Genomic DNA, 21,761 nt, shown 5'->3' with positions numbered 1-21,761 from the left:
CCTCCTCACCGAGGGGGCCCGGTCCGGGCCGCCGCGCCGTACCGCCCTCGCCGAGCTGACCGACGAATGGCTGACCGGGCTGTTCGCGGCGGCCACCGAGGGCATCAGGGGCGGCGTCTCCCTGGTCGCCGTCGGCGGTTACGGCCGCAGCGAGCTCTCCCCACGCAGCGACCTGGACCTCCTGCTCCTGCACGACGGCGGCGACTCCGGCGCGGTGGCCGCCGTCGCCGACCGGCTCTGGTACCCCGTCTGGGACCTGGGCCTGGCCCTCGACCACTCCGTGCGCACCCCCGCCGAGGCCCGCAAGACCGCCGGCGAGGACCTCAAGGTCCAGCTCGGCCTCCTCGACGCCCGCCACATCGCCGGCGACCTGGGCCTGACCTCCGGACTGCGCACCGCGATCCTCGCCGACTGGCGCAACCAGGCGCCCAAACGCCTCCCCGAACTCCAGGAACTCTGCGCCGAGCGCGCCGAACGCCAGGGCGAGCTGCAGTACCTCCTGGAACCGGACCTGAAGGAGGCCCGCGGCGGCCTCCGGGACGCCACCGCCCTGCGCGCCGTCGCCGCCTCCTGGCTGGCCGACGCCCCGCGCGAGGGCCTCGCCGACGCCCGCCGGCGTCTCCTCGACGTCCGTGACGCCCTGCACCTGACCACAGGGCGTGCCACCGACCGCCTCGCGCTCCAGGAGCAGGACCAGGTCGCCGCCGAACTCGACCTCCTCGACGCCGACACCCTGCTGCGCCAGGTCTACGAGTCCGCGCGCGTCATCTCCTACGCCAGTGACGTCACCTGGCGCGAGGTGGGGCGGGTGCTGCGGTCGCGCGCCGTCCGGCCCCGGCTGCGCGCCATGCTGGGCGGCGGCAAGCCCGTCGCCGAGCGCTCCCCGCTCGCCGAAGGCGTGGTGGAACAGGACGGCGAGGTGGTGCTCGCCCGCGCCGCCCGCCCCGAACGCGACCCCGTGCTCCCGCTGCGCGCCGCGGCCGCCGCCGCCCAGGCCGGCCTCCCGCTCTCCCTGCACGCCGTACGGCGCATGGCCGCCACCGCACGCCCGCTGCCCACGCCCTGGCCCGCCGAGGCCCGTGAGCAACTGGTCACCCTGCTCGGCTCCGGCCGCCCGACCGTCGAGGTCTGGGAGGCGCTGGAGGCCGAGGGCCTGATCACCCGCCTGCTCCCCGACTGGGAGCGGGTCCGCTGCCGGCCGCAGCGCAACGCCGTGCACATCTGGACCGTCGACCGGCACCTCATCGAGACCGCCGTCCGCGCCTCCGAGTTCGCCCGCCGCGTCCACCGCCCCGACCTGCTCCTGGTCGCCGCCCTGCTGCACGACATCGGCAAGGGCTGGCCCGGCGACCACTCGGTGGCCGGCGAGATCATCGTCAAGGACGTGGCCGCGCGGATCGGCTTCGACCGCGCCGAGGTGGCGGTCCTGTCGACGCTCGTACGACACCACCTGCTGCTCATCGAGACCGCCACCCGGCGCGACCTGGAGGACCCGGCCACGGTCCGCCTCGTCGCCGAGGCGGTCGGCACCCAGGGCACCCTGGAGCTGCTGCACGCCCTCACCGAGGCCGACGCGCTGGCCACCGGCCCCGCGGCCTGGTCGTCCTGGCGCGGCTCACTCGTCGCCGACCTGGTGAAGCGGGTCTCGGCGGTCCTCGCCGGGGACTCCGCGGACGAGCCCGAACCGGGCGCGCCCACGGCCGAGCAGGAGCGGCTGGCCATCGAGGCCTTCCGCACCGGCGCCCCGGTCCTGGCCCTGCGCGCCCAGACCGAGCCGGCGGCCACGGACGAGGAGCCCGCCCGCGACCCGGAACCGCTCGGCGTCGAGCTGCTCATCGCCGTACCGGACCAGGCGGGCGTCCTCCCCGCCGTCTCCGGCGTGCTGGCCATGCACCGCCTCACGGTCCGCACGGCCGAACTGCGCTCCCTCCAGCTCCCCAGCGACGTCGACGACGGCACCGTCCTGCTCCTCGACTGGCGGGTCGCGGCCGAGTACGGCTCCCTGCCGCAGGCGGCCCGGCTCCGTGCCGACCTGGTCCGCGCCCTGGACGGCTCCCTGGACATCGCCGGCCGCCTCGCGGAGCGCGACGCGGCCTACCCGAGGCGCCGGGGCTGGGTGGCCCCGCCCCCGCGCGTGACGGTGGCGTCCGCGGCCTCCCGGCACGCGACGGTGTTCGAGGTACGGGCCCAGGACGCGCCGGGCCTGCTGTTCCGGATCGGGCGGGCCCTGGAGGACGCCGAGGTACGGGTGCGCAGCGCGCATGTGAGCACGCTCGGGTCCAACGCCGTCGACGCCTTCTACGTGACCGGCACCGACAGAGCGCCCCTGCCCCCCGAGGAGGCGGCCTCCGTGGCGCGCAAGCTGGAGGAGACGCTCAGGGCCTGACCGCGCACGGTCATGCAAGGCGGGGGCGACATCCTTGCGCGGCCGGATACCCTGGAAGACGCTCACCGACCCCGACTCCGAGGACCGACGCCGCCGTGTTCGACACTCTCTCCGATCGCCTTTCAGCGACCTTCAAGAATCTGCGCGGAAAAGGGCGTCTGAGCGAAGCCGACATCGACGCCACGGCCCGGGAGATCCGGATCGCGCTGCTCGAGGCCGACGTCGCTCTCCCGGTCGTCCGCACGTTCATCAAGAACGTCAAGGAGCGGTCCCTCGGCGCCGACGTCTCCAAGGCGCTGAACCCGGCGCAGCAGGTCCTGAAGATCGTCAACGACGAGCTGGTCACGATCCTCGGCGGCGAGACGCGCCGGCTGCGGTTCGCCAAGCAGCCGCCCACCGTGATCATGCTGGCCGGTCTCCAGGGTGCCGGTAAGACCACCCTTGCGGGCAAGCTCGCCCACTGGCTGAAGGAGCAGGGTCACTCCCCGCTGCTTGTCGCCGCCGACCTCCAGCGCCCCAACGCCGTCAACCAGCTGAGCGTGGTCGCCGAGCGTGCCGGTGTCGCCGTCTACGCGCCCGAGCCGGGCAACGGCGTCGGCGACCCGGTCAAGGTCGCCAGGGACTCCATCGAGTTCGCCAAGCAGAAGGTCCACGACATCGTGATCGTGGACACCGCCGGCCGCCTGGGCATCGACCAGGAGATGATGCAGCAGGCCGCGGACATCCGGGACGCGGTCAGCCCCGACGAGATCCTCTTCGTCGTCGACGCCATGATCGGTCAGGACGCCGTCACCACCGCCGAGGCCTTCCGGGACGGCGTCGGCTTCGACGGTGTCGTCCTGTCCAAGCTCGACGGCGACGCCCGCGGTGGTGCCGCGCTCTCCATCCGCCAGGTCACCGGCAAGCCCATCATGTTCGCGTCGAACGGCGAGAAGCTGGAGGACTTCGACGCCTTCCATCCGGACCGGATGGCCTCCCGCATCCTCGACATGGGTGACCTGCTCACCCTCATCGAGCAGGCGGAGAAGACGTTCAGCCAGGAAGAGGCCCAGAAGATGGCCTCCAAGCTGGCGTCCAAGAAGGGCCAGGACTTCACCCTGGACGACTTCCTGGCCCAGATGGAACAGGTCAGGAAGATGGGCAGCATCAGCAAGCTGCTCGGGATGCTGCCCGGCATGGGGCAGATCAAGGACCAGATCAACAACCTCGACGAGCGGGACGTCGACCGCACCGCCGCGATCATCAAGTCGATGACCCCGGGCGAGCGCCAGGACCCGACGATCATCAACGGCTCGCGCCGCGCGCGTATCGCCAAGGGTTCCGGTGTCGAGGTCAGCGCGGTGAAGGGGCTCGTCGAGCGGTTCTTCGAGGCCCGCAAGATGATGTCCCGCATGGCCCAGGGCGGCGGTATGCCGGGCATGCCGGGGATCCCGGGCATGGGCGGCGGCCCCGGCCGTAGCAAGAAGCAGCCGAAGCAGGCCAAGGGCAAGCAGCGCTCCGGCAACCCGATGAAGCGCAAGCAGCAGGAGCTGGAGGAGGCCCAGCGCCGCGAGGCCGCCGCACAGGGCGGAGGCGCCTTCGGGCTGCCGCAGCAGGGCGGTCAGGACTTCGAGCTGCCGGACGAGTTCAAGAAGTTCATGGGCTGAGTTCACCTGCGCGGGTGCCAGGGGTTGCAAGGGCCACTCGATGAGCGCACCAGGCGACGGTTTAGCTCGATCGTGTGATGGTCGGCCTTCAGGCTTGCTGTGTCCGGTGAGGTCCGGAGTAGCGTGGTCAGCGCGATCTGGGACGCCGGGTGTGGTGCCTGGGGGCACCCCCAGCGGTAGCTGGGGGAGTGCGGGGCCCCTGCTCCACCGGAGTGATGGTTCAGGGCCTCCCCGTCGCCTCTGGCCACTTCCACAGGCCAGGTCGTGAGGGACTCCGCCCTTCTGGATCGGACCACGGACAGGATCCGTGTCGCCGCCCGGTTGCGAAAGCGGACGACCAGTGCGCCCAACACCGTTCGGGGCGTGCCAGTGCGCAGACTCACCTCCGCTCACTGCAAAGGAACGGTTGGTCATATCCGGATCGCTACTGACCAACCCTGCGCCGCCACGCAGGTCGCCCGACCAGCCCTGGCGCACCGAGGGCGCCCCCGAGGAGCCGTAGCAGCCGCCTGAAAGGCGGGAGATGCGCACACCACGGCGGCGCCCTCGGCATACCGGGCCGCAAGGCGCCGCCCAAGCCGGTCGAACTGGAGCCCGGACAGCAGCGGACCACCTTCGAGGACGTGGCCGGCATCGACGAGGTCGAGGGCGAGCTCAACGACGTCGTCGACTTCCTGGAGAACCCCGACGCCTACCGCAGGATGGGCGCCAAGATGCCGAGGGGCGTGCTCCTCGCCGGCCCGCCCGGCACCGGCAAGACGCTGCTCGCGCGGGCCGTCGCCGGCGAGGCGGGGGTGCCGTTCTTCTCGGCCTCGGCCTCCGAGTTCATCGAGATGATCGTGGACGTCGGCGCCTCACGCGTGCGCGAACTGTTCGCGGAGGCCCGCAAGGTCGCCCCTTCCATCATCTTCATCGACGAGATCGACACCATCGGGCGGGCCCGCGGCGGCGGCGCCTCCATGGGCGGGCACGACGAGCGCGAGCAGACCCTCAACCAGATCCTCACCGAGATGGACGGCTTCTCCGGCTCCGAGGGCGTCATCGTCATCGCGGCCACCAACCGCGCCGACATCCTGGACCCCGCGCTCACCCGTCCCGGCCGCTTCGACCGGGTCGTCCAGGTCTCGCCCCCCGACCGCACCGGCCGCGAGGCGATCCTCCAGATCCACACCCGCCAGATCCCGCTCGCCGAGGGCGTCGACCTCGCCCAGGTCGCCCGCACCACCCCGGGCATGACCGGTGCCGAACTGGCCAACCTCGCCAACGAGGCCGCCCTGCTCGCCGTCAAGCGCAAGCAGCAGAAGGTCACCCAGTCCGACCTGTCGGAGGCACTGGAGAAGGTCCAGCTGGGCGCCGAACGGCCGCTGGTGATGCCCGAGGAGGAGCGCAGGCGCACGGCCTACCACGAGAGCGGGCACGCCCTGCTCGGCATGCTCCAGCCCGGTGCCGACCCGGTCCGCAAGATCACCATCGTCCCGCGCGGCCGTGCCCTCGGCGTCACGCTCTCCACGCCGGACGCCGACAAGTACGCGTACACCGAGGAGTACCTGCGCGGCCGGATCATCGGCGCCCTCGGCGGCATGGCCGCCGAGCACGTCGTGTACGACGTGATCACCACCGGCTCCGAGAGCGATCTCGAACAGGTCACCAACATCGCGCGCGGGATGGTGTCCCGCTGGGGCATGAGCGAGGAGGTCGGCCGCCTCTCCGCGCTCCCGAACGACGCCCAGCAGGCATACGGACTCGCCGCCGCGCCCCAGACCCTCGACGTCATCGACACCGAGATGCGCCGGATCGTCGACGAGTGCTCCGAGGAGGCCTGCCGCAAACTCCGCGACCACCGCGACCAGTTGGACGCACTGGCCCAGGCACTGCTGGAGAACGAGACCCTGGAGGAGGCGGACGCGTACCGCATCGCGGGGATCACCCGCGTGACAAAGGACTTGGACGAGGTCTGAGGCACCCCGAATCCGACCGCCCCGACTTGTAGCGCCCCGACTTGTAGCGCCCCGGCTTTGAGCGCCCCGAAAGGGGCGCGGGGAACTGCGCGACCAGCCACAACGGCGCCGCACCCGAAATTTCGGCCGAGACCCAGCGTCAGCGAAGCCGCGCTATCAGGTACCGGAAGACATTCGGCATCCACACCGTGCCGTTCGCACGCTGGTACGGGTGAAGCGCCTCGGCGAGCTCCTTGCCGACCTGCTCCTGATCGGCCGCCGCGATCCCCGCGTCGAACAGGCCGGTCGACAGCAGCCCGCGCACCGCGCTGTCCGCGTCGGCGTACCCGAACGGGCAGGAGACCCGCCCGGAACCGTCGATCCGCAGACCGGCCCGCTGGGCGACCTCCTCCAGATCGTCCCGACAGGCCGGGCGCCAACTGCTCGCACTGCGCAAAGGATCGGCCATTTTCGCGGCCACCCGCAGCACGGACGAGGTCGCGCAGCGCTCCGGCGGCCCCCAGCCGGCCAGCACCACGGCCGCCCCGCGCTCCGCCAGAGGCGTCGCCTCGGCGAGCAGGTCACCGAGTCCCTCGGCGTCGCCGGCCAGGCAGCCGATCGGGTCGAAGGCGGTGATCAGGTTGTACGCCGGTGCCTGCGCGCCCGCCGCGTGCCTGGGCGAGCCCTGGACGATCCGGGCGGCACGGCCACGCGCGCGTGCGCTCGGGGCCGGGTCGGGCAGCAGACGCTCGCGGGCGAGGGCGAGCCGTTCGGGGGAGGAGTCGACACCGGTGACCGCGGCGCCTCTGGTCGCCGCCATCAGCAGGGCGAGACCGGAACCGCAGCGCAGGCCGAGCAGCCGGGTGGCGGGGCCCACTTCGAGTCGCTCGTGGACGGTCTCGTAGAGCGGTACCAGCATCCGCTCCTGGATCTCGGACCAGTCACGCGCGCGTGCCCACAGGTTCACGCGGGGGGTGGAATCCGCGTGAGACCGGTGCTGCCGCACGAGCGTAGGTGTCATAGGTAAGCGCCCCAATCCGCCGAGAGTTACGCACTGACCGATTCCGTGGCCCCCGTGCCGTGCGCTCGCACTTCCCACCTATGCCACATAACTCCGGGCTCGCGGTGGCGTCCAGAGGTCGCGGGTCCCTGCTTGTACGTGGGCTGTGACTGTGGCGAGATTTCACATCCCGGCAACTTGGGGCTCTACCATCGGACCCACGGCACGGCGGTTCTGGCCATGGTCGGCCGGCACCGTGACCGCGCGGTGTCCGGTCGCCGGAGACGGGCCGGCGCCGGATGACGACGGGTTGCGGGTAACGTCGGGGCCGCCGCGCACGCTGACCGGGATGGGACTCCCGCCACGAGAGCGACCGAAACGCCTCTTGCGCATCCGCCGACCTTCGCCGTCCAGGCGTCCGGGCCAGGGATACGTGGCGGGTCGTACGTCAGGCTACGCACCGGCTTGGTATGAGCTGTGAGGCTTCTCCGCAGATCAGCGCACCCGTACTCGTCTCCACGCATCAGCGGCAACTGACGGGTACGTGCAAATTATTTGGGATGCCCCGGAATAGGAACACAGAGGCACTCCCGCTCGTTCTCATTACGTGAGCACGACACAGACACCACCTGTTCTCGCCGCAGAGCTGGCGCAGGCGTGGGCCGACATTCAGCGGTACCACCCCGAGCTGCCGGACCTTGCCGCGCCAGAGTCCCTGATCGGGGAGTCGTCGTCCGCGTGCGGTCACGAACTCTCCTTCGAACGGCTGCTCCATGAGGCAGTCCACGGCATCGCCGCCTCCCGCGGAGTCCGCGACACCTCCCGGGCCGGCCGCTACCACAACCGACGATTCCTCGCGATCGCCGAGGAGCTGGGCCTGGACCACCCCGACGAGCCGCATCCCAGCAGCGGCTTCTCGCTGGTCACGCTCAACCCCGAGGCGAAGCGACGCTACCGCCCGACCATCGAGAGACTGCAGCGCGCACTCAAGGCGCACACGGTGGCCACGTCCGCCGACACCTCCCGCACCTTCCGCGGCCCTGCCGCCCGCCATGGCTCCTCCGGCGGCGGCGTCCGGGTCAAGGCGGTGTGCGACTGCGGTCGCAACGTCCGGGTGGTCCCGTCGGTCCTGGCTCAGGCCCCCATCGTCTGCGGCGGCTGCGGCAAGCCGTTCCGCATCCCGGAGGTCGTGGGAGCGGCATAGGCCACGGCTGCTCGTGGCAGCCGCAGCCATTGCTCATCGCCACGCCCTCGGCCCCCTGTGGGCGCGGACGGCAGCTCATCGGCGCCGGGCAGCGCACCCGACGTGACCTCACCTCCACGCCGGGTGCCTTTCCGGCATGCCCGCGCACCCACCCGACCGTCGGCCAAAAGCGGCCCGCAGGGTATGGCACAATGGCTAGCTGTACTCGACAGCCGCACAGGACCCCTCTCTCCTCCGGCTGACGCGTCCGTCGGGCACTCGGGTACCGCAACCCCACGCGGCAGTCTCGCCGTGCCCAACCACGTCAAAACCAGGAGAACCCACTCCCGTGGCAGTCAAGATCAAGCTGAAGCGTCTGGGCAAGATCCGTTCGCCTCACTACCGCATCGTCATCGCCGACTCCCGCACCCGCCGTGACGGCCGTGCGATCGAGGAGATCGGCAAGTACCACCCGACCTACAACCCGTCGGTCATCGAGGTGGACGCCGACCGCGTGGCCTACTGGCTCGGCGTCGGCGCCCAGCCGACCGAGCCCGTGCTCGCCATCCTGAAGAAGACCGGCGACTGGCAGAAGTTCAAGGGCGAGCCCGCCCCGGCGCCGCTGCTCGTGGCCGCTCCGAAGGCCACGCGTCCGTCGTTCGAGGCGCTCGGCGGTGACGACGAGGGCAAGGGTGAGGCGATCACCCAGAAGAAGAAGGCTGAGAAGAAGGACGAGGCCGCGGCTGAGTCCGAGTCGACCGAGGCCTGAGCAGCATGCTCGAAGAGGCGCTTGAGCACCTCGTGAAGGGCATCGTCGACAACCCTGACGATGTGCAGGTCGCCTCGCGCAACCTGCGTCGCGGGCGCGTGCTGGAGGTCCGGGTGCACCCCGACGACCTCGGCAAGGTGATCGGCCGCAACGGCCGCACCGCGCGTGCCCTGCGCACCGTCGTGGGCGCCATCGGCGGCCGCGGAGTCCGCGTCGACCTAGTCGACGTCGACCACGTCCGCTGACGCTTTCACAGCACCGGCTCGGGCCGGGGAGGGCCACTGGCCGTCCCCGGCCCGCAGTCGTATGAGCAGGTCGAGCAGGAGATGACAGGAGAACAGGCACAGTGCAGCTGGTAGTCGCACGGATCGGCCGCGCCCACGGCATCAAGGGCGAGGTCACCGTCGAGGTACGTACCGACGAGCCGGAGCTCAGGCTCGCGCCCGGCGCCGTACTCGCCACCGATCCCGCGTCGGCGGGACCGCTCACCATCGAGACCGGGCGGGTGCACAGCGGCCGTCTGCTCCTGCGCTTCGAGGGCGTCAAGGACCGCACCGGCGCCGAGACCCTGCGCAACACCCTCCTGATCGCCGAGATCGACCCGGAGGAGCTGCCCGAGGGCGAGGACGAGTACTACGACCACCAGCTCATCGACCTGGACGTGGTCACCGAGGACGGCACCGAGGTCGGCCGGATCACCGAGATCTCGCACCTGCCCTCCCAGGACCTCTTCATCGTGGAGCGGCCCGACGGCAGCGAGGTCATGATCCCCTTCGTCGAGGAGATCGTCGTCGAGATCGACCTGGAGGAGCAGAAGGCGGTCGTCGCGCCCCCGCCGGGTCTGATCGACGACCAGGCCGAGGTCGCGTCTTCGCGGGAAGAGCCGTCCTTGCGGGAAGAGCCGTCCGCACGGGAAGAGTCGTAAGAGATGCGCCTCGACGTCGTCACGATCTTTCCCGAGTACCTCGAACCCCTGAACGTCTCGCTCGTCGGCAAGGCACGCGCGCGTGGGCAGCTCGGCGTCCATGTCCACGATCTGCGTGCCTGGACGTACGACCGGCACAACACGGTCGACGACACGCCGTACGGCGGCGGTCCCGGCATGGTCATGAAGACCGAGCCCTGGGGCGACGCCCTCGACTCCGCGCTCGCCGACGGCTACGAGACCGGCTCGCACGCACCCGCACTGATCGTGCCCACCCCGAGCGGCCGCCCGTTCACCCAGGAACTCGCCGTCGAACTCTCCGAGCGGCCCTGGCTGATCTTCACGCCGGCCCGCTACGAGGGCATCGACCGGCGCGTCATGGACGAGTACGCCACCCGGATGCCGGTCTACGAGGTGTCCATCGGCGACTACGTCCTTGCCGGCGGCGAGGCGGCCGTACTGGTCATCACGGAGGCCGTGGCCCGGCTCCTGCCCGGGGTCCTCGGCAACGCCGAGTCGCACCGGGACGACTCCTTCGCACCCGGCGCGATGGCGAACCTCCTGGAGGGCCCGGTCTACACCAAGCCGCCGGTGTGGCGCGGCCGGGACATCCCGGAGGTGCTGCTCAGCGGCCACCACGGCAAGATCGCCCGCTGGCGCCGTGACGAGGCCCTGAAGCGGACCACCGCCCACCGGCCCGACCTGATCGAGCGCTGCGACCCCAAGGCCTTCGACAAGAAGGACCGCGAGATGCTCTCCATCCTGGGCTGGGCCCCGGACCCGGAGGGCGAACCCCACGGCCGATTTTGGCGCAGGCCAGAGGGCGTGGAAGAATAGGCCGCTGTTGTGCGTCCGTCCGGCGTGCGCCCCTGCCACAGGGGGACACGACGCCCGCCCCGACCCGCACGGCAGTCCTCATGACACACCTAGTTTCCGCTGATGACCTGTGGCATTCGCGAGGAAAGCAGACGAAATGTCTCACCTGCTCGACACCGTCGACTCCGCGTCGCTGCGCAGCGACGTCCCGGCCTTCCGCCCGGGTGACACCGTCAACGTCCACGTCCGCGTCATCGAGGGCAACCGCTCCCGTGTGCAGCAGTTCAAGGGCGTTGTGATCCGCCGCCAGGGCAGCGGTGTCCGCGAGACCTTCACGGTCCGCAAGGTCTCCTTCTCCGTCGGCGTCGAGCGCACCTTCCCGGTGCACACCCCGATCGTCGAGAAGATCGAGCTCGTCACCCGCGGTGACGTGCGTCGCGCCAAGCTGTACTACCTGCGCGAGCTGCGCGGCAAGGCCGCGAAGATCAAGGAGAAGCGCGACAAGTGATGTCGCGTGCCGGCACCCGGAAGCCGTAGGCGAACGAGCCGGTAAGAGGGAGTCTCAGCGAGGCCGGATAGCATCTGGCCCCGATGGACACCGAACAGCAGACGGAGCGCGACCGCTCCTCCCGCCCCGAACCAGAGGCCGCGGAGGACCGGTCGCGTTTCGCGTTGGTGGCGCGGGTCACCGACTGGCTGCCGGGTGGCTGGTTCACCCTCACCCTCTTCGCCTGCCTGGCGTTTTTGCTCGTCCTCAACACTTTCGTGGCGCAACCATTCCAGATTCCCAGCGGATCCATGGAACAGGGATTGAGGATCGGGGACCGCGTTCTCGTAAATAAGTTGGCGTACCGTTTCGGTGCCGGGCCGCGCCGGGGAGATGTCGTGGTGTTCGACGGCTCCGGATATTTCGGGGACGCCGACTACATCAAACGCGTCGTCGGTGTGGGAGGAGACCATGTGGTCTGCTGCGACAAGAAGGGGAGGATCGAAGTGAACGGCCGGCCGGTCGACGAGACCGCGTTCCTCTATCCCGGGGACACCCCCTCCACGGTGCCCTTCAACGTCGACGTCCCGGACGGCACGCTCTTCCTTCTCGGCGACCATCGCGGCGACTCCAGCGACTCCCGCGACCACCTCGGCTCACCCGGCGGCGGGATGGTCCCCGTCACGAGGGTCATCGGCCGGGCCGACTGGATCGTCTGGCCGTACGCCCACTGGACGCATCTCACCCGTCCCGCCGCCTACGCGCGCGTGCCGTCGGCCGGAGCGTCCCATGGGTAACCGGGGCAAACGGCGCGGCGTGCCGGTCGACGCCGCCGCCAACCTGCTGCCCACCGGGGCCCGGCGCACCTCCGGCTCGTCCGGCGGGCGTTCCCGCGCGGAGCGGCGCAAGCTGCAGCGCAAGGTCAAGCGCCGGCGCCGGCGCGGTGCGGTGCGGGAGATACCGCTGCTGGTCGGCGTGGCCGTCCTGATAGCGCTCGTGCTGAAGACGTTCCTCGTCCAGGCCTTCGTGATCCCGTCGGGCTCCATGGAGCAGACGATCCGGATCGGCGACCGCGTCCTGGTCGACAAGTTCACCCCGTGGTTCGGGTGGAAGCCGCACCGCGGGGACGTCGTCGTCTTCCACGACCCGGGCGGCTGGCTGAACGACGAGGAGACCACCCAGGCGAACGACCCGGTCGTGGTCAAGCAGGTCAAGGAAGGGCTCACCTTCATCGGCCTGTTGCCCTCCGCCAACGAGAAGGACCTCATCAAGCGGGTCATCGGCGTCGGCGGCGACCACGTCAAGTGCTGTGACGCACAGGGCCGCGTGACCGTCAACGGCGTACCGCTGACCGAGGGCGACTACCTGTACCCCGGTAACGCCCCCTCCACCCAGGAGTTCGACATCACCGTGCCGGAGGGGCGGCTGTGGGTGATGGGCGACCACCGGGGCAACTCGGCCGACTCCCGGGCGCACCAGGACACCGACTACGGCGGCACGGTCGCCGTGACCTCGGTGGTGGGCCGGGCCATGATGATCGGCTGGCCCGTCGGCCACTGGACCAAGCTCGACGAACCTAAAACCTTCGCAAGCGTTTCTGACTCCGGGTCGGGGTCGACCGCGGCTCCCCAGCTGTCGCATAGGGTTGCCTCCGACGATCCGAACGGATACATCCAACTCCCGAGCCCTGCGGAACTCCCGCTCGTTATGGGAGTGGTGGGCTTGCGCCGGGGATGGCGTGGGCGGCGGCACGGAGTAAGGAGTTGGCGTGGGGGATGTGGCGGTTGGCGCGCGGTCGGGCTACGACGGCGAGGAGCACAGCGGGCGCCCTGTGGAGAATGTCCCCCCCGCAGACGGCTCCTCGGCCTCGGGGAACGGTACCGGGCCCGGCGGAGACAGCACCCCGGTGGACGGTCCGCACTCCGGCGGTGACGGCGGGGGTACGGACGGGGACCCGGGTGAATCGGCGGCGCCCGCACCGAAGAAGCCACGCTCCTTCTGGAAGGAGCTGCCGATCCTGGTCGTCATCGCGCTGGTGCTGGCGCTGCTGATCAAGACGTTCCTGGTGCAGGCGTTCTCGATCCCGTCGGACTCGATGCAGAACACCCTCCAGCAGGGTGACCGCGTCCTGGTCGACAAGCTCACCCCGTGGTTCGGCTCCAAGCCGGAGCGCGGCGAGGTCGTCGTCTTCCACGACCCGGACGACTGGCTGGCGGGCGAGCCCACCGCCCAGCCGAACGCGATCCAGACCTTCCTCAGCTGGATCGGCCTGATGCCGTCCGCCGAGGAGAGGGACCTGATCAAGCGGGTCATCGGCGTCGGCGGCGACACCGTCTCCTGCAAGGGCAGCGGCCCGCTCATGGTCAACGGCCACCCGCTGAACGAGCCTTATGTGTACCCGGGCAACACCCCGTGCAGCGTCGACGACCAGGGCGGCCAGTTCACGGTGCACGTGCCCAAGGGCTACATCTGGGTGATGGGCGACCACCGCCAGAACTCCCGCGACTCGCGCTACAACCAGTCCGACACGCACCACGGCATGGTCCCGGTGAAGGACGTCGTCGGCCGCGCCATCGTCAAGGCCTGGCCGATCAACCGCTGGGGCACGCTGCCGATCCCGGACACCTTCGACCAGAGCGGCATCAACACGCAGTCGTCCGCCGCGGCCTCCCTCACGGTGGCACCGCAGGGCGTGGCCGTCGCCGCCGTCCTGCCGGTCGTCGTGTGGCGCCGTCGCCGGGGCGACCGGATCGAGCAGAAGTTCGATAAGCGCGTGGCCGCCGGCAAGCGCTGACCGCATGCCGCCTGACATGGCCGCATCCCGGGTGAGTGCCTTCCCTGTACGTCTGCTGACCTCCCCATGTGAAGCCCTTGGGGAGCTTGTGACCAGGCCCGCCGAAGAAGGGCTGCCCCTGCCCGGTACTGCCGGGTAGGGTGCGGCCTCATGGGCGACAGCACGATACGTACGGCCCCGCGCAGCGGCGGAGGCACCAGCACGAGTGCGGCACAGGCCGGCGGCAGGCTCGGACAGCGGTTGTCCGGGATCGCCGTCGCGCTGGGCATCGTGCTGTTCCTCGGAGGATTCGGCTGGGGAGCGGTGGTCTACCGGCCGTACACCGTGCCCACCACTTCGATGACGCCGACGATCGACGCCGGGGACCGGGTCCTCGGCCAGCGCATCGACGGCAGTGAGGTGCGCCGGGGCGACGTCGTCGTCTTCAAGGACAAGAGCTGGGTCACCAACGCGGACGTCGTCAAGCGCGTGGTCGCGATCGGCGGGGACACGGTCGCCTGCTGCACCGACGGCAAGCTGACCGTCAACGGCAAGCAGATCGACGAGCCGTATCTGCCGGCGGGCAGCGCGGCCGAACTCCAGGGCTTCCCGACCGTCACCGTCCCGAAGGGCCGGCTCTTCCTCCTCGGTGACGAGCGTCAGGGCTCCCTGGACTCCACCGCCCACCTCACGGACGCGGCGCAGGGCACGGTCCCCCGCAGCGCCGTGAGCGCCCGGGTGGACGCCGTGATCTGGCCGATGAAGGGTCTGCTCAAGCGCCCGACCGGCTTCGAGACCCTGGGCGCCCTCTCCGAGCCGGGTCCGCTGCGTGTCATCGAGTTCATGATCGTGGCCGGTGGCGTGCTGGTCCTCGCGGGCGGCGCCTACGGCCCGGTCGCGAACCTGCTGGGCCGCTCCCGCACCCGTGCCGCTACGGAGCCCGCCGGTGCCCGCTGAGGTGCTCTCGGAGGGCGGCCTGCGCAAGGTGGCCCGGGTGGTCCTGCTCGACCCGGAGAACCGCATCCTGCTCCTGCACGGCCACGAGCCCGGCGACCCGGCCGACGACTGGTGGTTCACGCCCGGCGGCGGCCTGGAGGGCGACGAGACCCGGGAGCAGGCCGCTCTGCGGGAACTCGCCGAGGAGACCGGCATCACGGACGTCGAACTCGGCCCGGTGCTGTGGCGGCGGACGTGCTCCTTCCCGTTCGCCGGCCGCCGCTGGGACCAGGACGAGTGGTACTACCTGGCGCGTACGACGCAGACGGTCACCGAGGCCACAGCCCTGACGGAGCTGGAGCGGCGCAGTATGGCCGGAGCACGTTGGTGGACGTGCCGGGAACTGACCCGGGCACATGAGACGGTGTATCCGACCAGACTCGCCGAGCTGTTCCGTAGGCTGCTCGACGAAGGTCCCCCCGCCGGGCCCGTCACCCTTGACACGGAAATCGTCTAGGGGCGCGCGGGACTGGCGCACAATGGTGGGATCGCACGGCTGAAGGGGAACATGCCATGAGCGCCGAGGACCTCGAAAAGTACGAGACCGAGATGGAGCTGAAGCTCTACCGGGAGTACCGCGATGTCGTCGGTCTGTTCAAATACGTGATCGAGACCGAGCGGCGCTTCTACCTCACCAACGACTACGAGATGCAGGTGCACTCGGTCCAGGGCGAGGTGTTCTTCGAGGTGTCCATGGCGGATGCCTGGGTCTGGGACATGTACCGGCCGGCTCGTTTCGTGAAGCAGGTTCGTGTCCTCACGTTCAAGGACGTGAACATCGAGGAGTTGAACAAGACCGACCTGGAACTTCCGGGCGGGTGAGCCCTGGGGTGTGGTGCAGGTGTGGTCGTCGGTGTGGTCGCCCGTGTGGGTGACGGAGTTGTCCACAACCGCTGAGTAGCTCACCAAGATCAACTTCTTGGCGGGGAATGCGTGACGGTTGGCGCCGGAGGTGGTGCCGACATGAACACCAATCGGGCACGCAGTGCACTCGGCAAGTACGGCGAGACGCTGGCCGCACGGCGGCTGGCCGAGGCCGGTCTGACGGTCCTGGAGCGCAACTGGCGCTGCGGCAGGACGGGCGAGATCGACATCGTGGCGCGGGACGGGGACGTCCTGGTCGTCTGCGAGGTCAAGACCCGCCGGGCGGGTGTCTTCGAGCATCCCATGGCCGCGGTCTCCCCGGAGAAGGCGCAGCGCCTGCGCGGCCTCGCCGAACACTGGATCCACGCACACGGCGGGGCACCGCCGGGCGGCGTCCGCATCGACGTGGTCGGTGTGCTCCTGCCGCAGCGCGGGGCGCCCGTGGTCGAGCACGTCCGGGGGGTGGCGTGAGATGGGGTTCGCGCGTACCTGCTCGGTGGCGCTGGTGGGCGTCGAGGGCGTGGTGGTCGAGGTCCAGGCCGACCTGGAGCCCGGGGTGGCGGCCTTCACCCTGGTAGGGCTGCCGGACAAGAGCCTGACGGAGAGCCGGGACCGGGTCCGGGCCGCGGTGGTGAACTCGGGAGCCGCCTGGCCCTCGAAGAAGCTCACCGTCGGGCTGAGCCCGGCGTCCGTGCCGAAGAGCGGCAGCGGCTTCGACCTGGCGGTCGCCGCCGCCGTGCTCGGGGCGGCAGAGCGGATCGATCCCCGGGTGCTCGCCGAGATCGTGATGATCGGCGAGCTGGGCCTGGACGGCCGGGTCCGGCCGGTCCGGGGCATCCTGCCCGCCGTGCTGGCCGCCGCCGACGCCGGGTACGAGCAGGTGGTGGTGCCGGAGAGCGCGGTGCCGGAGGCCTCGCTGGTGCCGGGGGTGTCCGTGCTGGGCGTCCGCAGTCTGCGCCAGCTGATCGCGGTCCTCACCGACGAACCTGTGCCCGACGAGGAGCCCGTCCCCGGCGAGATCCGCCCGGACCCGTTCCTGGCCGGGCTCGCCCTCCCGGGCATGGGACTCGGCACCGGCCTCGCCACCGGCGACCACGCGCCCGACCTCGCGGACGTCGCCGGCCAGCACGTGGCCCGGGCCGCCCTGGAGGTGGCCGCGGCCGGACGCCACCACGTCTTCTTCAAGGGCCCGCCCGGCGCAGGCAAGACCATGCTGGCCGAGCGGCTGCCGGGGCTGCTGCCCGAGCTGGGCCGGCAGGAGTCCCTGGAGGTGACCGCCGTCCACTCGGTCGCCGGGATGCTGCCACCCGGCCACCCCCTGGTCGACAAACCGCCCTACTGCTCGCCGCACCACTCGGCAACCATGGCCTCCCTGGTCGGCGGCGGAACCGGCCTGCCACGCCCCGGAGCGGTGTCCCTGGCCCACAATGGCGTGCTCTTCCTGGACGAGGCCGCCGAGTTCCACAGCAGTGTCCTGGACGCCCTGCGCCAGCCCCTGGAGTCGGGCCACGTCGTCATCGCCCGGGCCGCCGGGATACTGCGGATGCCCGCGAGGTTCCTCATGGTCCTGGCCGCCAACCCCTGCCCCTGCGGACGGCATGGCACCTCCGGCGACGTCTGCGAGTGCCGGCCCTCCTCGATCAAGCGCTACCGGGCCCGGCTCTCCGGCCCCCTGATGGACCGCGTGGACCTCAGGGTGACCGTCGAACCGGTGGCCAGGGACGAGCTGCTGCGGCCCCACACCAGGGCCGAGCCCTCCGCCGCCGTGGCCGACCGGGTGCGCACGGCCCGGGAGCGGGCCGCCCACCGCTACGACGGGCTGCCCTGGCGCACCAACAGCGAGGTCCCCGGCCACGAACTCCGCACCCGCTGGCACGTCCGACCGGGCGCGCTCCTCAAGGCCGAGCTGGACCTCGACCGGGGCCTGCTCACCGCCCGCGGCCTGGACCGGGTACTCCGGGTCGCCTGGACCCTCGCCGACCTGGCGGGCCGCGACCGGCCCTCGGCCAACGACGTCAACCTGGCCCTGGAGCTGCGCACCGGCGTCCGGCGCGGCGCGGTCCTGGAAGGGATCGCCACATGAGCGACGCCGAGCTGCTCGCCCGGGTCTTTCTGGCCCGGGTCGTCGAGCCCGGCGACGAGGCCGCCGGGCGGTGGGTGCGGGAGCGGGGCGTGCACGAGGTGGCGGGCCGGCTGCGCGACGGCGGTCAGGCCCTGCCGGGCGTCGGCGGCAAGCGGTGGACGGGGCTGCTGGCCCGGGCGGCACTGGCCGATCCCCGGGCCGACCTCGCCGTCGCCCGGGAGGCGGGTGCACGGTTCGTGTGCCCCGGCCACACGGAGTGGCCCAGCCAGCTCGACGACCTCGGCGATGCCCGCCCGCTCGGCCTGTGGGTGCGCGGTCGGCCCAGTCTGCGGATGTGGGCGCTCCGGGCCGTCGCCGTCGTCGGGGCCCGGGCCTGCACCGAGTACGGCGCCCACATGGCGACCGTCCTCGCCGCGGGGCTCGCCGAGCGCGGCTGGGTGGTGGTGTCCGGCGGCGCCTACGGCGTCGACGGCGCCGCCCACCGCGGAGCCCTCGGCGCCGGCGGGGCCACCGTCGCCGTGCTGGCCTGCGGGGTCGACCGGCCCTACCCCAGGGGCCACACCGAGTTGATCAACAGAATCGCCGAACAGGGACTGGTGGTGGGGGAGTTGCCGCCCGGCGAGCACCCCACGCCGAGCAGGTTCGTGCTCCGCAACCGGGTCATCGCGGCGCTCACCAGGGGCACTGTCGTCGTGGAGGCCGCCCATCGCAGCGGCTCGCTGGTCACCGCGCGGGCGGCGCAGCGGCTCGGCCGGTTCACCATGGGCGTGCCCGGACCGGCCACCAGTGGTCTCTCGGCCGGGGTGCACGAGCTGCTCCGCGGGGAGGCCGTGCTGGTCACCGACGCCGCGGAGGTCGTCGAACTCGTGGGCGACATGGGCGAGCTGGCCCCGGCCAGACGTGGCCCGGTCCTCCCGCGTGACCTGCTGGAACCCGCCGCCCGGCAGGTCCTGGCCGCCCTGCCCGGGGACCGGCCGGCCTCACCCGAAGAGGTGGCACGCGGCGCGCAGACGTCCGAGGACGAGGCCGTCGTGAGGCTGTACGAACTCCGAGCACTTGGTTACGTCGAACGACACGGCGACGGCTGGAAGTTGACACGCCAGGCGATGATCTCGGTCCGGGCCGGTCGGAGCCGGTGCTGACCGAGCGTGTTCGGCCGTCCGGGGGAACCCCCGACGCCCTTGGGAATTCCCGGAGTTGACACTTCCGGTCGATCACGCAGAGCGACGTGCCGAGCGCGGTGGGGCGCGCCGTACAGGGGGTTCGCGCAGGGGTGGAGCCTCGCTGTTCGCGCACCGCGACTCCTCAGTCACGCTACGCTCACGAAAGGCCTGGCGCAGAACGTGCCAACCGACATGAGACCGACACCTCGCCCAACCATCGCTTTCACTCCCCGCTCACCCCAGTTCGCGGCACATCACGGCACTTCCTGGCACTTCACGGCAGAACGGCACAAGGCGACGAATGCCCCAGCACACCTCCGGGTCCGACCGGGCGGCGGTCCCCCCAGCCGCCCGCGACGGTGGCAGCGTGCGGCCGCCCGCTCCCTCGACGCTCGACGAGCTGTGGCGGTCGTACAAGGCGACGGGGGACGACCGGCTGCGGGAACAGCTGATCCTGCACTACTCGCCGCTGGTCAAGTACGTGGCCGGGCGGGTGAGCGTGGGTCTGCCGCCCAATGTGGAGCAGGCCGACTTCGTCTCCTCCGGAGTGTTCGGGCTCATCGACGCGATCGAGAAGTTCGACGTCGACCGCGAGATCAAGTTCGAGACGTACGCGATCACCCGGATCCGGGGCGCGATGATCGACGAGCTGCGGGCGCTGGACTGGATCCCGCGCTCGGTCCGCCAGAAGGCACGGAACGTGGAGCGGGCCTACGCCACGCTGGAGGCGCGGCTGCGGCGCACGCCCTCGGAGGGCGAGGTGGCCGCCGAACTGGGCATCGAGGTGGACGAACTCCACGCCGTCTTCAGCCAGCTGTCGCTGGCCAACGTGGTGGCGCTGGAGGAGCTGCTGCACGTCGGGGGTGAGGGCGGCGACGGGCTGAGCGTGATGGACACGCTGGAGGACACCGCCGCGGACAACCCCGTGGAGGTGGCCGAGGACCGGGAGCTGCGGCGGTTCCTGGCGCGGGCGATCAACACGCTGCCGGAGCGGGAGAAGACGGTGGTGACCCTCTACTACTACGAGGGGCTCACGCTCGCCGAGATCGGGAACGTGCTCGGGGTCACCGAGAGCCGGGTGAGCCAGATCCACACCAAGTCGGTGCTGCAGCTGCGGGCGAAGCTGGCGAGTTTCGGCCGTTGAGCGCGGGGTTGGCGGGGGTTTTCGGCCATCGGCGGCGGCCGGGCGGGCCGCGTCCTGGTCGTGCTGTCTCCCGTCCGGCCCGGCGCGTCCGTAGAGTGGTTGACGTGCCAAGGATTCGAGCGGCCTCCGTGGCCGAGCACCGGTCGATGCAGCGAGCCGCCCTGCTGGACGCGGCGCGGTCCCTCCTGTCCGAGGGCGGGACGGAGGCGCTGACGTTCCCCGCGCTCGCCGAGCGCACGGGGCTGGCCCGGTCGTCCGTCTACGAGTACTTCCGGTCCCGGGCCGCCGTGGTCGAGGAGCTGTGCAAGGTCGACTTCCCCGTGTGGGCGGCGGAGGTCGAGGCGGCGATGGAGCGGGCGGCTTCCGCCGAGGGCAAGGTCGAGGCGTATGTGCGGCAGCAGCTGGCCCTGGTCGGGGACCGGCGGCACCGTGCGGTGGTCGCGATCTCGGCGAGCGAGCTGGACGCGGGGGCGCGGGAGAAGATCCGGGCCGCGCACGGCGGGCTGGTCGCGATGATCGTGGAGGCGCTGGGGGAGTTGGGGCATGGGCAGCCCCGGCTTGCGGCGATGCTGGTGCAGGGGGTTGTGGATGCCGCGGTGCGGCGGATCGAGCTGGGTGCGGCGGAGGATCCCGCGGTGATCACCGACGCGGCTGTGGCGATGGCGCTGCGGGGTGTGCGGGGCTGAGCGGGGGCTGAGGCCGGGGGAGGGGGGACGCTTACCGGCGCTTGCAGGGTGCCTCCCCCAGCCTTCGGCCGGGGGGACCCCCAGCGCCCACCCGTGCCGCCCCAGCGGCACGACTGCCCGCGGACTACGTGCCCCGTAAGGGGCCCGGGGAACTGCGCGAGTAACCCCCACGCAGCCGCAGTCGCGTGACCGGCCCGCACCGCCCCTATGGCAGCGGAACCCGCAGCACCGGCAGCAGTCTCGACGGCCCCCGGTTCAGCAGCCACGGAGGCAACAGCAGCAACGGGTCCACGTACGCGTCCCCCCTGAGCAGCCCCCAGTGCACACACGCCCGCGCACCGCAGTGCGCACCCCCCGCCTCCACCGTCCCCACGACCGCCCCCGCCGCCACCTCGTCCCCCTTCCGCACCGTCGCCGTCACCGGCTCGTACGTCGTGCGGAAATCCGTGCCCGTCAGCAGCACCGAGACCACGCCCCTCCCCGCAACCCGCCCCGCATAGGAGATCCGGCCCGCCGCCACCGCCCGTACCGGCTCACCGGCGGACGCCCCCAGGTCGACCCCCCGGTGCCCGGGGCCGTACACCGTCGCCGGTGGTTCCCAGCCGCGCAGGACCGGTGGCCGTACCCCCACCGGCCAGGCGCGGGCGATCGCCGGCACGGGCTCCGCAGCGGGCGGCTGCGGATCGGCCGCCCACACCCAGGCCCGGGCCGCGGTCGCCGCCAAGGCCAGCGGCAACACCGTCGCCGCCCCCATCCATCGCATCGCGCGTCGCATGACCAACATGGTCAAACCGTCCCGCAGCCCCGCCGATCATGGCCGGTACCTGTGGATTACTCCCGAGTTGTGGACAGTGGCGTCACCCGGTACCCCGCCGGTCCCGTACACTTCTGTTGGCGATCCGG

At 71.4% G+C, this 21,761-nt stretch carries 21 protein-coding genes and 1 pseudogene; 20 read left to right on the top strand and 2 right to left on the bottom strand.

The genetic code is table 11. From position 1 onward, the window contains the following. The 3 genes and pseudogenes from ACFWPS_RS15490 to ftsH all read left to right on the top strand — a co-directional run. On the top strand, positions 1-2,386 hold a 2,386-nt coding region (locus ACFWPS_RS15490), incomplete at its 5' end, for a [protein-PII] uridylyltransferase (protein WP_383705114.1). A gap of 95 nt (positions 2,387-2,481) precedes the next feature. Then, positions 2,482-4,032, top strand: coding sequence for a signal recognition particle protein (gene ffh / locus ACFWPS_RS15485; protein WP_383705112.1), 1,551 nt, complete (start codon positions 2,482-2,484; stop codon positions 4,030-4,032). A 536-nt stretch (positions 4,033-4,568) separates the two neighbouring features. Further along, positions 4,569-5,990, top strand: a pseudogene (ftsH, locus tag ACFWPS_RS15480) (ATP-dependent zinc metalloprotease FtsH); the annotation flags it as partial. A gap of 139 nt (positions 5,991-6,129) precedes the next feature. Here the strand turns inward: ftsH and ACFWPS_RS15475 are convergent. Continuing rightward, entirely contained in the window at positions 6,130-6,990 is an 861-nt protein-coding gene (locus ACFWPS_RS15475; RefSeq protein ID WP_383705110.1) for a class I SAM-dependent methyltransferase, read from the bottom strand. Positions 6,991-7,576: 586 nt separating this feature from the next. Here ACFWPS_RS15475 and ACFWPS_RS15470 point away from each other — a divergent pair. From ACFWPS_RS15470 to ACFWPS_RS15390, 17 genes are all read left to right on the top strand, one after another. Then, positions 7,577-8,173, top strand: coding sequence for a hypothetical protein (locus ACFWPS_RS15470; RefSeq protein ID WP_089098503.1), 597 nt, complete (start codon positions 7,577-7,579; stop codon positions 8,171-8,173). A 328-nt stretch (positions 8,174-8,501) separates the two neighbouring features. Then, the gene (rpsP, locus tag ACFWPS_RS15465; protein WP_089098502.1) at positions 8,502-8,921 is read left to right on the top strand and encodes a 30S ribosomal protein S16; all 420 of its coding nucleotides are present in this window, start codon (positions 8,502-8,504) and stop codon (positions 8,919-8,921) included. A gap of 5 nt (positions 8,922-8,926) precedes the next feature. After that, entirely contained in the window at positions 8,927-9,166 is a 240-nt protein-coding gene (locus ACFWPS_RS15460) for an RNA-binding protein (protein WP_003973401.1), read from the top strand. 101 nt (positions 9,167-9,267) lie between these two features. Next, entirely contained in the window at positions 9,268-9,846 is a 579-nt protein-coding gene (rimM, locus tag ACFWPS_RS15455) for a ribosome maturation factor RimM (RefSeq protein ID WP_383705108.1), read from the top strand. Positions 9,847-9,849: 3 nt separating this feature from the next. Then, complete coding sequence (gene trmD / locus ACFWPS_RS15450; protein ID WP_383705106.1) at positions 9,850-10,683, top strand: tRNA (guanosine(37)-N1)-methyltransferase TrmD; 834 nt, start codon at positions 9,850-9,852, stop codon at positions 10,681-10,683. 136 nt (positions 10,684-10,819) lie between these two features. Next, positions 10,820-11,170, top strand: coding sequence for a 50S ribosomal protein L19 (rplS, locus tag ACFWPS_RS15445; RefSeq protein ID WP_383705104.1), 351 nt, complete (start codon positions 10,820-10,822; stop codon positions 11,168-11,170). 83 nt (positions 11,171-11,253) lie between these two features. Next, positions 11,254-11,946 (top strand): signal peptidase I, encoded by a 693-nt coding sequence (gene lepB, locus ACFWPS_RS15440; protein WP_383705101.1) that lies wholly within the window; start codon positions 11,254-11,256, stop codon positions 11,944-11,946. Next, positions 11,939-13,081, top strand: coding sequence for a signal peptidase I (gene lepB / locus ACFWPS_RS15435; protein WP_383705099.1), 1,143 nt, complete (start codon positions 11,939-11,941; stop codon positions 13,079-13,081). The genes lepB (ACFWPS_RS15440) and lepB (ACFWPS_RS15435) overlap by 8 nt, the downstream gene beginning before the upstream one ends. Next, positions 13,056-13,943 (top strand): signal peptidase I, encoded by an 888-nt coding sequence (gene lepB / locus ACFWPS_RS15430; RefSeq protein ID WP_383705097.1) that lies wholly within the window; start codon positions 13,056-13,058, stop codon positions 13,941-13,943. Before lepB (ACFWPS_RS15435) ends, lepB (ACFWPS_RS15430) begins: the two co-directional genes overlap by 26 nt. A gap of 150 nt (positions 13,944-14,093) precedes the next feature. Next, positions 14,094-14,879, top strand: coding sequence for a signal peptidase I (lepB, locus tag ACFWPS_RS15425; RefSeq protein WP_383705095.1), 786 nt, complete (start codon positions 14,094-14,096; stop codon positions 14,877-14,879). After that, a complete protein-coding gene (locus ACFWPS_RS15420) occupies positions 14,869-15,375 on the top strand; it encodes an NUDIX hydrolase (RefSeq protein ID WP_383705094.1) in 507 nt (168 codons plus the stop codon). The genes lepB (ACFWPS_RS15425) and ACFWPS_RS15420 overlap by 11 nt, the downstream gene beginning before the upstream one ends. Before the next feature lie 56 nt (positions 15,376-15,431). Then, complete coding sequence (locus tag ACFWPS_RS15415) at positions 15,432-15,740, top strand: DUF2469 domain-containing protein (protein WP_008745401.1); 309 nt, start codon at positions 15,432-15,434, stop codon at positions 15,738-15,740. A 141-nt stretch (positions 15,741-15,881) separates the two neighbouring features. Further along, entirely contained in the window at positions 15,882-16,253 is a 372-nt protein-coding gene (locus ACFWPS_RS15410; protein WP_217547441.1) for a YraN family protein, read from the top strand. Between the two features lies 1 nt (position 16,254). After that, entirely contained in the window at positions 16,255-17,865 is a 1,611-nt protein-coding gene (locus ACFWPS_RS15405; RefSeq protein ID WP_383705092.1) for a YifB family Mg chelatase-like AAA ATPase, read from the top strand. Then, positions 17,862-19,007: a DNA-processing protein DprA gene (dprA, locus tag ACFWPS_RS15400; RefSeq protein WP_383705089.1), complete on the top strand. Its 1,146-nt coding sequence runs from the start codon at positions 17,862-17,864 to the stop codon at positions 19,005-19,007. The genes ACFWPS_RS15405 and dprA overlap by 4 nt, the downstream gene beginning before the upstream one ends. A gap of 322 nt (positions 19,008-19,329) precedes the next feature. After that, complete coding sequence (gene whiG / locus ACFWPS_RS15395) at positions 19,330-20,172, top strand: RNA polymerase sigma factor WhiG (RefSeq protein WP_383705087.1); 843 nt, start codon at positions 19,330-19,332, stop codon at positions 20,170-20,172. A gap of 128 nt (positions 20,173-20,300) precedes the next feature. After that, a complete protein-coding gene (locus ACFWPS_RS15390; protein ID WP_383705118.1) occupies positions 20,301-20,858 on the top strand; it encodes a TetR/AcrR family transcriptional regulator in 558 nt (185 codons plus the stop codon). 205 nt (positions 20,859-21,063) lie between these two features. Here the strand turns inward: ACFWPS_RS15390 and ACFWPS_RS15385 are convergent, their stop codons facing one another. Beyond that, positions 21,064-21,633: a murein hydrolase activator EnvC family protein gene (locus ACFWPS_RS15385; RefSeq protein WP_383705085.1), complete on the bottom strand. Its 570-nt coding sequence runs from the start codon at positions 21,631-21,633 to the stop codon at positions 21,064-21,066. Positions 21,634-21,761 lie beyond the last annotated feature (128 nt).

Source organism: Streptomyces sp. NPDC058457, from assembly GCF_042720695.1.
Lineage (GTDB): Bacteria > Actinomycetota > Actinomycetes > Streptomycetales > Streptomycetaceae > Streptomyces.
The sequence above is the reverse complement of the archived record's forward strand: the minus strand, read 5'-3'. Positions and strand labels throughout refer to the sequence as shown.

What these genes read in the sequence shown, in the direction of transcription:
- ACFWPS_RS15460 (WP_003973401.1), top strand. Translation starts at nt 8,927, where the DNA reads ATGCTCGAAGAGGCGCTTGAGCACCTCGTGAAGGGCATCGTCGACAAC.
- lepB (WP_383705099.1), top strand. Translation starts at nt 11,939, where the DNA reads ATGGGTAACCGGGGCAAACGGCGCGGCGTGCCGGTCGACGCCGCCGCC.
- ACFWPS_RS15475 (WP_383705110.1), bottom strand. Translation starts at nt 6,990, where the DNA reads ATGACACCTACGCTCGTGCGGCAGCACCGGTCTCACGCGGATTCCACC.
- lepB (WP_383705095.1), top strand. Translation starts at nt 14,094, where the DNA reads ATGGGCGACAGCACGATACGTACGGCCCCGCGCAGCGGCGGAGGCACC.
- ACFWPS_RS15385 (WP_383705085.1), bottom strand. Translation starts at nt 21,633, where the DNA reads ATGCGACGCGCGATGCGATGGATGGGGGCGGCGACGGTGTTGCCGCTG.
- dprA (WP_383705089.1), top strand. Translation starts at nt 17,862, where the DNA reads ATGAGCGACGCCGAGCTGCTCGCCCGGGTCTTTCTGGCCCGGGTCGTC.
- ACFWPS_RS15415 (WP_008745401.1), top strand. Translation starts at nt 15,432, where the DNA reads ATGAGCGCCGAGGACCTCGAAAAGTACGAGACCGAGATGGAGCTGAAG.
- whiG (WP_383705087.1), top strand. Translation starts at nt 19,330, where the DNA reads ATGCCCCAGCACACCTCCGGGTCCGACCGGGCGGCGGTCCCCCCAGCC.
- rplS (WP_383705104.1), top strand. Translation starts at nt 10,820, where the DNA reads ATGTCTCACCTGCTCGACACCGTCGACTCCGCGTCGCTGCGCAGCGAC.
- lepB (WP_383705101.1), top strand. Translation starts at nt 11,254, where the DNA reads ATGGACACCGAACAGCAGACGGAGCGCGACCGCTCCTCCCGCCCCGAA.
- trmD (WP_383705106.1), top strand. Translation starts at nt 9,850, where the DNA reads ATGCGCCTCGACGTCGTCACGATCTTTCCCGAGTACCTCGAACCCCTG.
- ACFWPS_RS15410 (WP_217547441.1), top strand. Translation starts at nt 15,882, where the DNA reads ATGAACACCAATCGGGCACGCAGTGCACTCGGCAAGTACGGCGAGACG.
- ACFWPS_RS15405 (WP_383705092.1), top strand. Translation starts at nt 16,255, where the DNA reads ATGGGGTTCGCGCGTACCTGCTCGGTGGCGCTGGTGGGCGTCGAGGGC.